This window comes from Terrabacter sp. Root85, from assembly GCF_001429185.1.
Lineage (GTDB): Bacteria > Actinomycetota > Actinomycetes > Actinomycetales > Dermatophilaceae > Terrabacter.
In genome coordinates this window covers 398,636-414,201 of the sequence record NZ_LMIW01000008.1, presented here as the reverse complement: position 1 = coordinate 414,201, position 15,566 = coordinate 398,636, and the positions used below count along the sequence as shown (strand labels likewise).

At 71.8% G+C, this 15,566-nt stretch carries 13 protein-coding genes; 5 read left to right on the top strand and 8 right to left on the bottom strand.

What is annotated here, in order from left to right:
* Positions 1–12: 12 nt before the first annotated feature.
* From ASE25_RS08465 to ASE25_RS08430, 8 genes are all read right to left on the bottom strand, one after another.
* Positions 13–963, bottom strand: coding sequence for an NAD(P)-dependent oxidoreductase (locus tag ASE25_RS08465; RefSeq protein ID WP_162260595.1), 951 nt, complete (start codon positions 961–963; stop codon positions 13–15).
* An 11-nt stretch (positions 964–974) separates the two neighbouring features.
* Positions 975–2,546: a class I adenylate-forming enzyme family protein gene (locus tag ASE25_RS08460; RefSeq protein ID WP_056824714.1), complete on the bottom strand. Its 1,572-nt coding sequence runs from the start codon at positions 2,544–2,546 to the stop codon at positions 975–977.
* Entirely contained in the window at positions 2,543–3,808 is a 1,266-nt protein-coding gene (locus tag ASE25_RS08455; protein ID WP_056824710.1) for a cytochrome P450, read from the bottom strand. Before ASE25_RS08455 ends, ASE25_RS08460 begins: the two co-directional genes overlap by 4 nt.
* On the bottom strand, positions 3,805–4,596 hold the full coding sequence (locus ASE25_RS08450; protein ID WP_056772402.1) for a glycosyltransferase: 792 nt from the start codon (positions 4,594–4,596) through the stop codon (positions 3,805–3,807). Before ASE25_RS08450 ends, ASE25_RS08455 begins: the two co-directional genes overlap by 4 nt.
* Entirely contained in the window at positions 4,593–5,615 is a 1,023-nt protein-coding gene (locus ASE25_RS08445; RefSeq protein WP_056824706.1) for a 3-oxoacyl-ACP synthase III family protein, read from the bottom strand. The genes ASE25_RS08450 and ASE25_RS08445 overlap by 4 nt, the downstream gene beginning before the upstream one ends.
* Positions 5,616–5,838: 223 nt before the next feature.
* Positions 5,839–6,621 (bottom strand): TSUP family transporter, encoded by a 783-nt coding sequence (locus ASE25_RS08440; RefSeq protein ID WP_056769918.1) that lies wholly within the window; start codon positions 6,619–6,621, stop codon positions 5,839–5,841.
* The gene (locus tag ASE25_RS08435) at positions 6,618–7,367 is read right to left on the bottom strand and encodes an HAD family hydrolase (protein WP_056824703.1); all 750 of its coding nucleotides are present in this window, start codon (positions 7,365–7,367) and stop codon (positions 6,618–6,620) included. Before ASE25_RS08435 ends, ASE25_RS08440 begins: the two co-directional genes overlap by 4 nt.
* The gene (locus ASE25_RS08430; RefSeq protein ID WP_056824700.1) at positions 7,364–9,142 is read right to left on the bottom strand and encodes a proline--tRNA ligase; all 1,779 of its coding nucleotides are present in this window, start codon (positions 9,140–9,142) and stop codon (positions 7,364–7,366) included. Before ASE25_RS08430 ends, ASE25_RS08435 begins: the two co-directional genes overlap by 4 nt.
* Positions 9,143–9,583: 441 nt before the next feature.
* Here ASE25_RS08430 and mmsA point away from each other — a divergent pair, with 441 nt between their 5' ends.
* The 5 genes from mmsA (at position 9,584) to ASE25_RS08405 (ending at position 15,565) form a co-directional block, all read left to right on the top strand.
* The gene (mmsA, locus tag ASE25_RS08425) at positions 9,584–11,125 is read left to right on the top strand and encodes a multiple monosaccharide ABC transporter ATP-binding protein (RefSeq protein WP_056772404.1); all 1,542 of its coding nucleotides are present in this window, start codon (positions 9,584–9,586) and stop codon (positions 11,123–11,125) included.
* A gap of 65 nt (positions 11,126–11,190) precedes the next feature.
* On the top strand, positions 11,191–12,489 hold the full coding sequence (mmsB, locus tag ASE25_RS08420) for a multiple monosaccharide ABC transporter permease (protein WP_056769927.1): 1,299 nt from the start codon (positions 11,191–11,193) through the stop codon (positions 12,487–12,489).
* 128 nt (positions 12,490–12,617) lie between these two features.
* A complete protein-coding gene (locus ASE25_RS08415; protein WP_056769931.1) occupies positions 12,618–13,721 on the top strand; it encodes a sugar-binding protein in 1,104 nt (367 codons plus the stop codon).
* Positions 13,722–13,838: 117 nt separating this feature from the next.
* Positions 13,839–14,642, top strand: coding sequence for a methyltransferase domain-containing protein (locus tag ASE25_RS08410; protein WP_056824698.1), 804 nt, complete (start codon positions 13,839–13,841; stop codon positions 14,640–14,642).
* Between the two features lie 68 nt (positions 14,643–14,710).
* Entirely contained in the window at positions 14,711–15,565 is an 855-nt protein-coding gene (locus tag ASE25_RS08405; protein ID WP_056824695.1) for a GNAT family N-acetyltransferase, read from the top strand.
* Position 15,566 lies beyond the last annotated feature (1 nt).

The window sequence follows — 15,566 nt, the reverse complement described above, 5'->3', positions numbered from 1 at the left end:
GTCGCCGGGGTGTCAGTCGTATGAGTCGCCGTCCCCGTGGCCCGTGCGCTCGTGGCGCCATCGGGACAGGTCTGTCGCAGCGGGCAGGACGCCGAGCTGCTCGCGCAGCCTGGTCGTGTCGAAGACGCGGGTGACCGCGAGGTGCGAGACGGCGTATGCCGTGAGCAGCGGAGGCGTGGACGCCCGGGTCAGCCGGGCGGTGGCCTCCAGGGCCAGCGCCGCGGCCCAGGCGACGCCCGCTCCGGTGAGAAGTGGGCGCTCGGGCCATCCGTTGGCCTTGGCGACACCGGCCGCGACCACGGCGAGCGGCAGAGCGTGATCATCGGCGACGTTGAGCACCGCTGTGCCGCAAGCGGATTCGCTGGCGGCGACGGCGGCATCTGCCACCAGACGCACGTCCGTGAGGTGGACGAGCGTGTCAGCGCTGCCGGGGCACAGCAGCCGGCCGCGGCGTCGGGCGCGCTCGAGCCGCGGGAGCAGGGTCGGGTCGCCGGGACCGTGGACGGCGTGGGGTCGCAGCACGACGCTGCCCGCGCGCCCGAGGACGAGCCGCTCCTGGTCGGCCTTGGCGCGCGAGTAGGAGGACAGGTGGTGCGTCGTCACCGGCACGTCCTCGGTGAAGACGTGCCCAGAGCCGGCGGGGGGCCGAAGGGGGTAGACGCTGCACGACGAGACGAGGACGACCCGGGCCCGCGGCCACGTCGCGAGGACCGCACGCGTGCCGCCCACGGTGACGGCGTCGTGGACGGCCCGGGGTGCCCACTCGTCGACGCGCGCGGCGGCATGGACGACGACGTCGACGGGCGACGGGTCGGGCAGGACACCGGTCGTGAGGTCCCACGGACGGTGCACGAGCCCGGGGCGCGCCCGAACCGGTCGCCGGGACAGGGCGAGCACCTCGTGGCCACGCTCGAGCAGCCGGTCGACGACGGCGGCGCCGACGAAGCCGCTGGCTCCGGTCACGGCGACCCTCATCAGACCGCCCCCGACCGGTCGTGCGAGACGACGGCCCGCAGCGCATCGAGGTCGACCACGCCGGAGCGGCCCCGCCGCGGCAGCGCGTCGACGAGGACGACGTCGTCGGGTCGCCAGGTCTCGTCGGCGAGCGCCGCCCAGGCGCCGTGGACGAGACGGCTCACCCGTGACGCCGTCGCCGGGCGGACCCTGCCGAGTTCGCCGACCGGGACGACGGCGAGGATGACGTGCTCGTCGCCCGTGACCGCGTCGGGCAGCCCGACGAGGGCGCAGTCCCGGACGACGTCGCCGAGCCGGTCGAGGAGGAGCGGCTCGACGAGCTCCGGGTAGATGTTGGCCTGTCCGCGGATGATCATGTTCTTGGCTCGACCGGCGAGCAGGAGCGTGCCGTCGGCGGCCAGCTCGCCGAGGTCGCCGGTGCGCACCTCCTGACTCGGCGGCTCCCCCGCGAGACGGTGCCGCGCCTGCGCCGCCCGCACGACGACCTCGCCCACCCCGTCGGGCCCCGGCTCGTCGATGCGCACCGCGACGCCGGGTAGTGGCCGCCCGAGGCTCGTGCGCCCGGAGGGTGACGCCAGCACGTCGGCCCCGGTGGCGACGGCGACCGGCAGCGCTTCGGTGAGTCCGTAGACGGCGCGCACATCCACGCCGGGGGCCAGCACCTCGAGACGTCGCACCGTGGCCGGCAGCACGGGAGCCCCGCCCATGGCGACGTGCCGCACGGTCGGTGGCAGTCCTCGGGTGGCCGCTGCGAGCACCTTGGCCGGGACGGCGTACGCGTGGGTCGCTGACTCGCGTGCCGCCTGACGCAGCCACGCGTCCGGTGACGCCGTGACCGGCGGCAGCGACCAGACCGCACCGGCCACGAGGGTCGGCAGGCCGATCATCAGCTGGTCGGTGTGCATGGTGTCGTCGGTGTCGAGGCCGAGTGCCGAGACGGCGGCGCCGACCCCCGCCGAGAGCGACGCGAGGGTGTGCACGACCGCCCGGGGCGCGGCGGTCGAGCCCGACGTGAAGACGACGAGTGCCTCGCGCGAGGGATCCCCGACGACGGGCGCCGACAGCGGCGCCGGCAGGCGTTCCCACCGGGTCGCGGTGCGCGGCACCCCGGGGAGCCGTGGACCGGTGACGACGTGGACGAGCCCGGCCGCCGACAGGTCGGGCAGCTGCAGGCCCGAGGTGGCCGGCAGCCGCGCGAGCAGTGACGAGAGCGGCCGGTGACCGGCGGCGTGCACGAGGGTGTCCGCGACCGCCGCGTGCACGGGCACGACGCGACGCCGCACGTCGAGCAGCGCCTGCCCCGCGCCGGGGTCGGCCACGACGACGACACCCCCGGCCAGCACGACACCGAGCGCAGCCGCCACGGCGCGCGGCGAGGGCCGGACGGCGAGCAGCACCCCGTCACCCGGGACGACCCCGTGGGCGGTGAGGTGGGCCGCCACGGCACGGACGTCGCTGCCGAGCTCGCCGTAGGCGACCGACCGGGCCCGGTGGTCCCGGATCGCCACCCGTTGCGGCTCGGTGGCCGCCCGGGCGAGGAGCGCCGTGACGATGTCGGCCCCGCCGGTCATGCCGCTCGGCCCGCGCTCCTGGCGCCGGTCGCGCCCGCCCCCGAGCTCGCCCTCGCCCTCGCCCTCGCCCTCGCACGGTTGGCGTCCGGGCAGCGGACCGTGAGCTCGGCGTATCTCGGCACGAGAACGCGTCGGGCGGCCCGACGCGACGTCACGACGAGCCCGCGCTCTCCCGCGACCTCCAGGAGCATGCCGGTCATGGCCTGCAGCTCGGCGAGCGCGAGGGGGGCGCCGAGGCAGAAGTGCGAGCCGGCTCCGAACCACAGGTGGCGCAGGTCGCCCGTGGCGGGTCGTCCCGGCTCGAAGCCCCCGTCGCGTCGCGTCGCCCACCACAGGAGCACGACGACGCGCTCGTCGGCGCGAAGCCGGACCCCGTCGATCTCGGTCGGGCGAACGACCCGTCGCACGGTCGCGAGGCTCGGCGTCGTCATGCGCAGACCCTCGGCGACCACGTCGTCGAGCCGGCACCCCTTCGCCGCGTGCGGCTCGAGCAGGCCCGCATCGGCCAGCTGGCCGACGATCCGCGGCAACGCACTGCTGACCGTGCCCGTGCCGGTGAGGAAGAGCGCGGCGGCCAGGGACCGCGCGTCGTCGAGCGATGCGTCCTGCTGCGCCAGCCGACCCATGACCGTGTCCGACGAGCCCGCAGCATGGGCGGACTCGGCGGCGTCCTGCACCACGGCGAGCGCCGCGCGCGCCCGCTGTGCCGCAGCGTCGTCGAAGGTGCGGGTGCGCCACGTGACCATCGACTCGATGGCGTCGCTGGCCTCGAGGAGCACCGACGGCGGGGTCTCGGGGTCGAGCCCGACGACCGCCCCGATCACGGCAGCGGACACCTCACGGGCGAGCCGGACGACGTCGACCTCCTCCCCCTCCCGCAGCCGCGCCGCGGCCCCCGCGACGATGGGACGGGCCGCCGCGTCGCAGACCTCGCGCACGACCCGGGGCGAGAAGAGGTCGGCGAGGGTGTGCCTCAGGCCGCGGTGGTCGTCGCCCTCCATGTTGAGCAGCACCCGGTCGCCGAGCACCGGGGTCCAGAGTGCTCCGGACGACCCCGGGCCGTTCTTGGCGAAGGCCTCGGTGTCGGTGAGCACCCGTCGTGCCGACCGCGGGTCTGCCACGAGCACGCCGACGCCGGGCACGCGTACGACTCCGCGTCGCGACACGGCCGCGTCGACGACGCGGGCCACGACGGGGTGTGCCGAGCGGATCAGCCGTGACTCCCAGCGGCTCCCCGGGTCGGTGCGCGCGAGCGCCCTCACGCGACGCCTCGGACGTCGACGACGTCGGGGCGGTGGCCGTGGTCGAGGTACCACCGGAGGGTGTTGCGCAGGCCGTAGGCCCGGAGGCGTCGCACCGACGCGTGCACGACGAGGCCACGGTGGTACTCGATCCGGGAGCTGACCCGGCGCACCCGGTTGACGAGCTCCCGGTCCTCGTGGACCTCCTCGATGGCGGTGCGCGGGAAGCCACCGCTCGCCTCGTAGGCCGCGGCGCTGATGCCGATGTTGCAACCGGGGCTCATCCGGTAGGGACCGTGCAGCTCGGGAGACCTGTTGCTCGGACGGAAGCGGCCGAACGTCTGGCACAGGCCGATGACCCCGGGCAGCACGACCCGCTCCCACGGCTGCAGGCGCACCTCGTCGGTGCGTGCCCGCATCGGCCCGGTCACGAGGTCGGCGCCGCCGGCGAAGGCACGCCGACCGACGGCGGTCCACTCGCGGACCGGCAACGTGTCGGCGTCGGTGCGCAGCACGTGCGTTGCTCCGTGCGCGATGGCGTGGCGTACACCCGTGTCGGAGGCAGCGCCCGTGCCCTTGCGCGGCTCGGTGACGATCGAGACTCCGAGATCGTAGGCCGCACAGACCCTTTCGACCTCGTCCGCGGTCCCGTCCGTGCTGGCGTTGTCGACGACGACGAGCGTGAAGTCGCGGTCACGCTGCGCTGCGATCGCGGCGATGGTCCGCCCGATGCCCTCCTGCTCGTTGAAGGCCGGCACGATGACCCAGAGGCGGACTCCCCCGGCACCCAGGGGCGCCGGAGCGTTCACCACCGCACCGCCATCGTGCCCACGCTGATGCCTCCGGCCAGGCCCACGAGCAGGACGGGCTCACCCCGGCCGGCCAGATCGAGCCGCTCGATCTGCTGCCACTGGAGGGGCAGGGTGGCGGAGGCGCAGTTGCCGTGGTCGGGCAGCGTCTCGACGACGAGGTCGCGACGCAGGCCGAGGCGTGCGGCGAAGACGTCGAGGTAGGGCATCGCGACCTGGTGGACGGCGACCGCCGCGAAGTCCTCGGCCCCGAGACCGTCGGCCTTGAGGGCTCGGTGGATCTCCTCCACGTCGACGCTGTCGAAGGCCTGGCGCAGGCGCGCGCCGTCCATGACGAAGTAGCCCTTGTCGACGTCGCGGGGATGGCGGGTGCCGCCGGCGGGGAGTTGGCCCACGGACCAGTGCCGCGACTCTGCAGTGAACCAGCGGTGCAGGATCTCTCCGCGCGCGCCGGGAGAGGCTCGCTCGACGAGCGCTGCGGCCCCCGCGTCACTCATCGTGTAGCCGGGCACCGACTCGACGAACTGCCGGGCGTCGCGCACGCTCCAGCGCGCGGCGCGCGACGGCATCTCACCGGTGACGACGAGGACGCGTTCGTACTGCCCCATGGCGATGAGGGCCTCGGCGACCTGGACGCCGTTCAGCCAGGAGTTGCACGCGTTCTTGACGTCCATGACGGGGCACCGGGCACCGAGCAGGTCGGCCACGATGTGCGCGGTGGCGGGCTCGACGAGGTCCTGCGACGCCGAGGCGAAGACGAGGAGGTCGACGTCGGCGACGGCGAGGCCCAGCGACGCCAGCGACGTGCGCGCCGCCTGTGCGGCCAGGTCGGACGCCTGCGTGTCGGGACCGGCGTGGTGGATGCGCCGCACTCCGGTGAGGCGTCCGAGGACCCCGGTCGGAGGCACGAACCCGTCGCTCGCGCCGACGACGCGGGCCTCGACCTCCTCGATGGTGAGGACGTGCTCGGCAACGTGCGCGCTGACCCCGACGATGCGGCTGGACGGGCGACTGGACATGCGAACGCGGCCCTCCCTGACTCGGCGTCGTGGCCCCCTCCGGAGCCGTGCGGGCAGTTTACGGTGAGCGCATGCCACCCGCGCAGAGCCGACGTACTCAGGCCCGGGGCGTCGGCTCCGACCGCGAGCCGGCTCGTCGGGTGCTCGTCCCCACCTACCGCCGCCTCGTCGTGACCGGGCCTGAGACCCGACCCGACCGGTCCGACTCGACCGGTCCGACCCGTCAGGGCCACCAGCCGAGCAGGCTCCCGCCGATCTTGACGATGAAGGCGCTGACGACGAGGACGAAGACGACGCGCACGAAGCCGCTCCCCTTCGCCACGGCCGTGCGCGCCCCGACGTAGCCGCCGAGCAGGTTGGCCCCGGCGATGACGACCCCGACCTTGAAGATCACGAGACCCATCGGCAGGAAGACGGTGAGCGCACCGAGGTTCGTCGCGAAGTTCGCGATCTTGGCCTTGGCGCTCGCCTCGAGGAAGTTGTAGCCGAGCAGGCCCACGAGGGCGAAGACGAGGAAGCTGCCGGTGCCCGGACCCAGCGCGCCGTCGTAGACCCCGATGCTGAAGCCGGTCAGCATCGCGAGCACGGTGTGCTTGGCGCCGTGGTAGCGGCGGATCGACTCCGAGCCGAGGTCCGGCTTGAAGAGCGTGTACGCGCCGACGAGGACGAGGAGCACGAGGATGATCGGGTTGAAGGCCGACTTGGGGATGTGCAGCCCGATGAGCGCCCCGCCGATCGACCCGACGTAGGCGACGGCCGCCATCGGCAGCGCCGTGCGCAGGTCGGGGCGCACGCGACGGTAGAAGGTGACCGAGCTCGTCGCCGTGCCGAAGATCGACCCGAACTTGTTCGTCGCGAGCAGCTGCGCCGGCGACGCGCCGGGGAGGCCGATGAGCAGCGCCGGCAGCTGCACGAGGCCGCCGCCACCGACGACGGCGTCGATCCAGCCCGCGACGAACGCCGCGGCAGCGAGGAACGCGAGGGTCGTGAGGGTCGGGTCGCTCACGCGTCCGCACCGTCGGCGCGGGCGTTCCAGGACTCGACGATCGTCAGCACGTCGGTGATCTCGTGCGCCACGGCGTCGGGCGTCGCGTCGTGCGAGACCTGCTGGTCGAGCGGGATGCTCGAGTGCGGCACCCAGATGGCGCGCATGCCGACCTGCTGCGGACCGTGCACGTCCTCGTAGGACCGGTCACCGACGTAGGCGCACTCGGCGGGCTCGACACCGGCCGCACGGGCGGCGTGGGCGAAGATCTCGGGCTGCGGCTTCACCCACGGGGTCTCGCTGGAGTAGACGTCGACGTCGACGAGGTCGAGCACGCCGTCGCGCTCGAAGAGCGACCGGTGGTAGTCGCGGTCCCACAGCGTGTTGGACAGCACGCCGACACGGATCCCCTTCTCGCGCAGGCTTTCCCACAGGGGGCGGATCTCCGGCGCCGTGATCGTGTGCGGCTCCCACAAGGCGCGGTATGCCGTGAGCGCCTCCTCGGCGCCCGGGTGGCCGTTTGTGACGCCGACCGACTCGAGCAGCTCGTGCAGGCGTGCGCTGCCGCCGCCGCTGCGCCCGCGGCGCCACGCGGCGTCCTCGGCGGCGCAGATGGCCGCGACGAACGCGGCGTGCGCGTCGCCCGTGTGACCGAGCCCGGCGGCATACGCCCCCCACGTCGCGTGGAAGTCCACCTCGTGCCAGGGCGTGATGGTGCCGCCCCAGTCGAAGAGGACGGCCCGCACGGGCGGGACGGCCGCCGTCACGAGCGCTCGACCTCCGCGGTGACCTCGGCGGTCAGGGCGGCGACGGCGTCGTCGACGGCGACCTCCCGGCGCTCGCCCGTGCGACGGTCCTTGATCTCGACCGTCCCGTCGGCGAGGCCGCGGCCGATGACGAGGATCGTCGGGATGCCGCCGAGCTCGGAGTCCTTGAACTTCACGCCGGGGCTGACGCCCTTGCGGTCGTCGACGAGGACGGTGAGGCCCTGGATCTCGAGCTCGCGGGCCATCTCCTCGGCCTTGACGAAGAGGGCCTCGTCCTTGCCGGCCACGACGACGTGGACGTCGGCGGGTGCGAGCTCGCGCGGCCAGATGATCCCCGACTCGTCGTGGTTGCCCTCGACGACGCACGCCACGGCGCGCGAGACACCGACGCCGTAGGAGCCCATGACGACCGTGACGAGCTTGCCGTTCTGGTCGAGCACCTTGAGGTCGAGCGCCTCGGCGTACTTCGTGCCGAGCTGGAAGACGTGGCCCATCTCGATGCCGCGGGCCGTCGAGAGCGTGTGGTCGCAGTTCGGGCAGGCGTCACCGGCGCGGACCTCGGCGGCCTCGATGGTGCCGTCGGCCGCAAAGTCGCGACCGGCGACGAGGTCGATGACGTGCTGGCCGGCGACGTTGGCGCCGGTGACCCAGCGGCTGCCCTCGGCGATCCGGGGGTCGAGGAGGTAGCGGATGCCGGTCGTGCCCTCGAGCCCGAGCGCACCCGGACCGATGTAGCCCTTGACGAGCGCCGGGTTGGCCGCGAAGTCGGCCTCGGTGAAGGCCTCCACCTCCGCCGGCTCGACCTGCGCGCCGAGGCGCTTCTCGTCGACCTCGCGGTCACCGGGGACGCCGATGGCGAGCGGCTCGCGGGTGCCGTCGGGCTGCACGAGCGTCACGACGACGTTCTTCAACGTGTCGCCGGCGGCCCACGGGCGGTCCTCGCGCGGGAAGCGCTCGTTGAGGTGTGCGACGAGCGTGTCGATGGTCGGGGTGTCGGGGGTGTCCTCGGCGTGCGCGGCGGGCACGCCGTCCCAGCCGACGGGGTCGGGGGTGGGCACGCGCACGGCCTCGACGTTGGCGGCATACCCGCAGCTCGTGCACCGCACGTAGGTGTCCTCGCCGACCTCGGCCGTCGCGAGGAACTCCTCGCTCTTGCTGCCACCCATGGCGCCCGCCATCGCCTCGACGATGACGTAGTGGAAGCCGAGGCGGTCGAAGATGCGGACGTAGGCCTCGCGGTGCAGCTGGTAGCTCTTGTCGAGACCGGCGACGTCGACGTCGAAGGAGTAGCTGTCCTTCATGACGAACTCGCGGCCGCGCAGCACGCCGGCCCGCGGACGTGCCTCGTCGCGGTACTTCGTCTGGATCTGGTAGATCGAGAGCGGCAGGTCCTTGTAGGAGCTGTAGAGGTCCTTGACCGTGAGGGTGAACATCTCCTCGTGGGTCGGGCCGAGGAGGTGGTCGGCGCCCTTGCGGTCCTGGAGTCGGAAGATGTTGTCGCCGTACTCGGTCCAGCGACCGGTGGCCTCGAAGGGCTCCTTGGGCAGCAGCGCCGGGAAGAGCAGCTCCTGGGCGCCGATGGCGTCCATCTCCTCGCGGACGATCTTCTCGACGTTGCGCAGGACGCGCAGGCCGAGGGGAAGCCACGTGTAGACACCGGGGCTGACCCGGCGCACGTAGCCGGCGCGGACGAGCAGCCGGTGGCTCGGGACCTCTGCGTCCGCCGGGTCCTCGCGAAGGGTGCGCAGGAACAGGGACGACATGTGCAGGGCCACCGGGACTCCTCGAGTGGTGCAGGGTGCACGGCGCGGCGTGACTCGTGCGCGCGGGTGCGGAACCCCGGCAGGATATCGGCCGCCCGGGATGCCCCGTTGGCCCGTGTCCTGTCCACTTCCCGTCCTGACCGGACAGGAACCGGTCACGGGCTTGACCGGCGAGTAGCCCCGCGTGTTCAGTGAGCCTGCCGGATCGGCAGGTGCGGTCGAACTCGTCCAGACATCGTGACGTCCTTGTGACAACACGACGGGGTGTTCGGCCACGCACGGGTGAACGGTGAGCAACAATCGGGGAGGGCGTTCGCGCCTCACGAAACACCACAAAGGAGTGTTGACGACCAGATGAGCGACCCCTCCATCCCGGCTCCTGGATCCTCGGGTGCGGACAGCACCGGCGCCGCGGCCCCTGCCGCGAACCCGCCCGGCAGCGTCATCCTCGAGATGCGGGACATCACCAAGGAGTTCCCCGGCGTCAAGGCGCTCTCGAACGTCTCCATGGCCGTGCGCCGCGGAGAGGTCCACGCGATCTGCGGGGAGAACGGCGCCGGCAAGTCCACCCTCATGAAGGTGCTCTCCGGGGTGCACCCCGCGGGCACCTACGACGGCGAGATCCACTTCGAGGGCCAGCTGTGCGAGTTCAACAACATCCGCGACAGCGAGCACGCCGGCATCGTCATCATCCACCAGGAGCTCGCGCTCATCCCGGAGATGTCGATCGCCGAGAACATCTTCCTCGGCAACGAGACGGCCAAGAGCGGCGTCATCAACTGGCTCTCGACCCGCGTCAAGGCGCGCGAGCTGCTCGCCCGCGTCGGCCTCGAGGAGGAGCCCGACACCAAGATCCGTGACATCGGCGTCGGCAAGCAGCAGCTCGTCGAGATCGCCAAGGCGCTCTCCAAGGACGTCAAGCTGCTCATCCTCGACGAGCCGACCGCCGCGCTCAACGAGGGCGACTCCCAGCACCTGCTCGACCTCATCGCGGGGCTGCGCTCCAAGGGCGTCACCTGCATCATGATCAGTCACAAGCTCAACGAGATCGAGCAGATCGCCGACTCCATCACCATCATCCGCGACGGCAAGTCGATCGAGACCCTCCGCGTCAAGGAGGACGGCGTCGACGAGAACCGCATCATCCGCGGCATGGTCGGTCGTGACCTCGAGTCGCGCTTCCCCGACCACACCCCCGACATCGGCGAGGTCTTCTTCGAGGTGCGCAACTGGACGGTGCGTCACCCGAGCGTCGCCGACCGGCTCGTGGCCAAGCACAGCGACTTCTTCGTCCGCCGCGGCGAGATCGTCGGCTTCGCCGGCCTCATGGGCGCCGGGCGCACCGAGCTCATGCGCAGCCTCTTCGGCCGCTCCTACGGCACCTACGTCGAGGGCACCATCCTCAAGGACGGCAAGGAGGTGCGGCTGCGGTCCGTCTCCGATGCCATCGACGCCGGCCTCGCCTACGTCACCGAGGACCGCAAGACGTTGGGTCTCAACCTCCTCGACGACATCAAGCGCACCACGGTGTCGGCGCGGCTCTCGCGCATCACCCACGGCTTCGTCGTCGACGAGCGCGAGGAGTACAACTTCGCCGAGTCCTATCGAAAGTCCCTGCGCACCAAGGCTCCCAACGTCGACGAGGGGGTCTCGAAGCTCTCCGGCGGCAACCAGCAGAAGGTCGTCCTCGCGAAGTGGCTCTTCACCGAGCCGGACCTGCTCATCCTCGACGAGCCCACGCGCGGCATCGACGTCGGCGCCAAGTTCGAGATCTACGGGATCATCCAGAGGATGGCCTCGGAGGGCAAGGGCGTCATCCTCGTCTCGTCCGAGCTCCCCGAGCTGATCGGCCTGTCCGACCGCATCTACACGATCGCCGAGGGCGCGGTCACCGGCGTGCTGTCCCGTGAGGAGGCCGACCAGGAGTCCCTGATGCGACTCATGACCCGGCGCACCCACGGCGGCTCCCAGGCGACCACGCGCGAGAGCGCGTGACCGGCGCCGAGACGCCGGACCCGACACCTCCCCCATCCACACCCGACACAGCCAGGACTGCACCCATGGACAAGGTCAAGAAGATCTTCGGTGGCGACACCCGTCAGCTCGGCATGATCTTCGCCCTCGTGGCGCTGATCATCTTCTTCCAGATCTGGACCGGCGGGCTGACGCTCACGCCGGACAACGTCATCAACATCTTCCAGCAGAACTCCTACATCCTCGTGCTCGCCATCGGCATGGTGCTCGTCATCATCGCCGGCCACATCGACCTCTCCGTCGGCTCCGTCGCGGCGTTCGTCGGCATCTGCGTGGCCATCGCGATGCGTGACTGGAACCTCAGCTGGTGGATGGGCATCCTCCTCGGCCTCGCGATCGGCGCCCTCGTCGGGGCGTGGCAGGGGATGTGGACCGCGTACGTCGGCATCCCGGCGTTCATCGTGACGCTCTCGGGCATGCTCCTCTTCCGCGGCGCGAACCAGTACGTCGGCAAGTCCAACTCGGTGCCGGTCTCCGAGGACTTCCAGGTCATCGGCGGCGGCTACCTCCCCGAGGTCGGGCCCGACACCGGCTACAACAACCTCACCGTCCTCATCGGGCTGCTGCTCGCCGTCGGGATCGTCGTCGGCAGCCTCCGCAGCCGTCGCGCCCTCGTCAAGCTCGGTGCCGACGTCGAGGAGGCGTGGGTCATGTGGGTGCGGCTCGGCCTCATCTGCGCCGCCATCATCGGTGCGACGCTGCTCTTCGGCTCCGGCCGCCCCGGCACGTCCTTCCCCATCTCCGGGATCATCCTGGCCGTGCTCGTCCTGCTCTACGGCTTCATCTCCAACCGCACCGTCATCGGCCGCCACATCTACGCCGTCGGTGGCAACCGCCACGCGGCCGAGCTGTCCGGTGTGAAGAGCAAGAAGGTCAACTTCCTCGTCATGATGAACATGTCGATCCTGGCGGCCCTCGCCGGCATGATCTTCGTGGCGCGCTCGACCGCCTCCGGCCCGTCCGACGGTGTCGGCTGGGAGCTCGACGCCATCGCGGCCGTCTTCATCGGTGGCGCCGCCGTCACCGGCGGTGTCGGCACCGTCGTCGGCTCCATCGTCGGAGGCCTCGTCATGGCCGTGCTCAACAACGGCCTGCAGCTCAAGGGGATCGGCGCCGACGCGACGCAGATGATCAAGGGCCTCGTGCTCCTCGTCGCCGTCGCCTTCGATGTCTACAACAAGTCGCAGGGCCGCGTGTCGCTCCTCGGCATGCTGACCCGCAACTTCCGACGCGGCGGCAGCGACGACGACTCGTCCGCCCCACCGTCGCCGTCCGCGGCCACCGAGACGACTCCCGTCTCCGAGACCATCCGCCAGTCCAGCTGAGCCCCGGCTCGGCCCGACGAAAGCCCCCCAAACCCACCCAAGAACCACCAGAGACCCGGTCAGGGCGCCCGCCCGCGACCGAGAGGGATCCGCGCTCCGCCCGGACGCGATGAGAGGAAAGAGAGCACATGCGTACCTTTACCAAGGTGCTGGGCGTCACGGCTGTGGCCGCCCTTGTTCTGACCGGTTGCGGTCGGAGCAGCGACACCGGCACGACGCCGGGCGCATCGAACGGCGGATCCGCCGCGGCGGGCTTCCCCGCCAACGCCGTCATCGGCATCGCCCTGCCCCAGAAGACGTCGGAGAACTGGGTGCTCGCCGAGCAGCTGTTCAAGGACGGCCTGTCGGCAGCCGGCTTCCAGGGCGACGTCCAGTTCGCCAACGGCGGCGTCTCGGAGCAGCAGAACCAGATTTCGGCCATGGTCACCAAGGGCGCCAAGGTCATCGTCGTCGGCGCCATCGACGGCTCGCAGCTGGGCACCCAGCTCAAGGCCGCCAAGGACGCCGGCGCGACCGTCATCGCCTACGACCGTCTCGTGAAGAACACCGCGGCCGTTGACTACTACGTGGCCTACGACAACTTCAAGGTCGGCGAGCTGCAGGGTCAGGCCCTGCTCGACGGCATGGCCAAGAAGAAGCCGAACGGCCCGTACAACATCGAGCTCTTCGCCGGCTCGCCCGACGACGCGAACGCCCAGGTCTTCTTCGACGGCGCCATGAAGGTGCTCCAGCCGAAGATCGACGACGGCACCCTCAAGGTCACGTCCGGCCAGAAGGACTTCAACCAGGTCGTCACCCAGGGCTGGAAGGCCGAGAACGCCCAGAAGCGCATGGACACGCTCCTCGCGGCGAACTACACGAGCGCGGCGCTCGACGGCGTCCTGTCGCCCAACGACACGCTGGCCCGCGCGATCATCACGTCGGTCAAGGCGGCCGGCAAGCCCGTGCCGATCGTGACCGGCCAGGACTCCGAGGTCGAGTCGGTCAAGTCGATCATGGCGGGTGAGCAGTACTCCACGATCAACAAGGACACCCGCAACCTCGTCAAGGAGACCATCGCCATGGTCACCGCCCTCCAGAAGGGCCAGGCCCCGACGGTCAACGACACCAAGTCCTACAACAACGGTGTCAAGGTCGTCCCGGCCAACCTGCTCCCCCCGGTCATCGTGACCAAGGAGAACGCAGCCGAGGCCTACGCGAACGACCCGACGCTGGCCCCGCTCACCAAGTGAGCTGAGACCACCACCCGGTTTCCGCACTCGGTGGAGGCCCGCCCCGTTCCAGGGGCGGGCCTTCGTCGTGCGTGGACGGCCCCACCGCGTGCCGCGGACGAGGCGTAGCGTCGCGCCATGGCGGACGTCTACCTCCACGGGCACCACCCGAGCGTCCTCGCGTCGCACGGCGCGCGGACCGCCGCAGACTCGGCGGCCTACCTGCTCCCCCACCTGCACGACGGCCTGCAGGTCCTCGACGTCGGCTGCGGGCCCGGCACGATCACCCTCGACCTCGCCGCGGCCGTCGGCCCCTCGGGCGTCGTGGTCGGGGTCGAGAACGTCGACGGCCCCCTCGAGCAGGCCCGCAGCCACGCCGCCGCGCGAGGTGACGAGCGCACCCGCTTCGAGCGCGCCGACGTCATGGCCCTTCCGTATGCCGCCGGGTCCTTCGACGTCGTCCACGCCCACCAGGTGCTCCAGCACCTCACCGACCCCGTGGGAGCCCTGCGCGAGATGACGCGGGTCACGCGCCCGGGCGGCATCGTCGCGGTGCGCGACGTCGACTACGCCTCGATGGTGTGGCACCCGGCGTCGCAGGAGATGACCCGCTGGCTCGAGCTCTACCACCGCCTCGCGCGCCTCAACCACGCCGAGCCGGACGCCGGCCGCCACCTCGTCGCCTGGGCGCACGCGGCCGGTCTCTCCCGGCTCACGCCGTCGGCCTCGCTGTGGACGTACGCGACGCCCGAGCAGTGCGCGTGGTGGGGCGGCACGTGGGCGCGGCGCACGCTCGAGTCGACCTTCGCGACGCAGGCGCTCGAGCGCGGTCTCGTCACGGCCGACGAGCTCGCGGAGATCAGCGCCGCGTGGCAGGACTGGTCGAGGCACCCCGACGCGTGGTTCGCGATGACCCACGCCGAGGTCGTCGCCCACGTCTGACCCGGTCACCGGTCGGCTGCCCGTCAAACGGCTCGCGACGCGTCCGCGTCCTTTGCGAGAGTTGCCGTATGTCGCGCTCCTCCAGCACGTTCACGCTCGTCACCGACGCCGCCGAGGCACAGGCTCGGTTCGCGGGCCTCGTGGCGCGCGAGCCGGAGGCACTGAGCGTCGTCGCGAGCGTGACGCACGGTCTCGTCGTCGACCGCAGCCGCTACGTCGGGGCCCGGTGGTGGGCCGCCACCGACGCGTCGGGTGAGGTCGTCGGCGCGTTCATGCACACGCCGCCCCATCCGCTGCACATCGCGCTCGCCAGCGCCGACGAGGCCCGCGACCTCGCGGCCCTGCTCGCGGACCAGTGCGACGTGCTGCCCGGCGTCGGCGGCCAGCGCAGACCGGCCGAGGCCTTCGCCACGGAGTGGGTCGCGCGCACGGGAGCGACGTCGAGGGTCGCCATGGAGGTGGGCCGCTTCGACCTCCCGACCCCGCCGCACGTGCCCTTCGAGGTGAGCGGCTCCTTCCGGCTCGCGACGGACGCCGACACGGCGCTCGTCGACGGCTGGCACCAGCAGTTCGTCGACGCGATCGAGGGCGAGGGCCGGGTCGTCCCGTCGCTCGACCGGCACGTCACCGACGGACGGGTGGGCCTCTGGGAGGACGCCGGGCGCACCGTGTCGATGGCCTACGCCTCCCCCGCCAGCGGCGGCGTCACCCGCATCTCAGGGGTGTGGACCCCACCGGAGCTGCGCGGACACGGCTACGCGAGCGGTGTCGTCGCCGCCCTCAGCAGCGCCCGCCTCGACGCGGGCGAGGCCTGCATGCTCTACACCGACCTCGCCAACCCGACGTCGAACGCCATCTACACGGCGATGGGCTACCGCCGTGTCGGTGACAGCATCAGCATCGCGTTCGGCGAGCAGGCCTGAC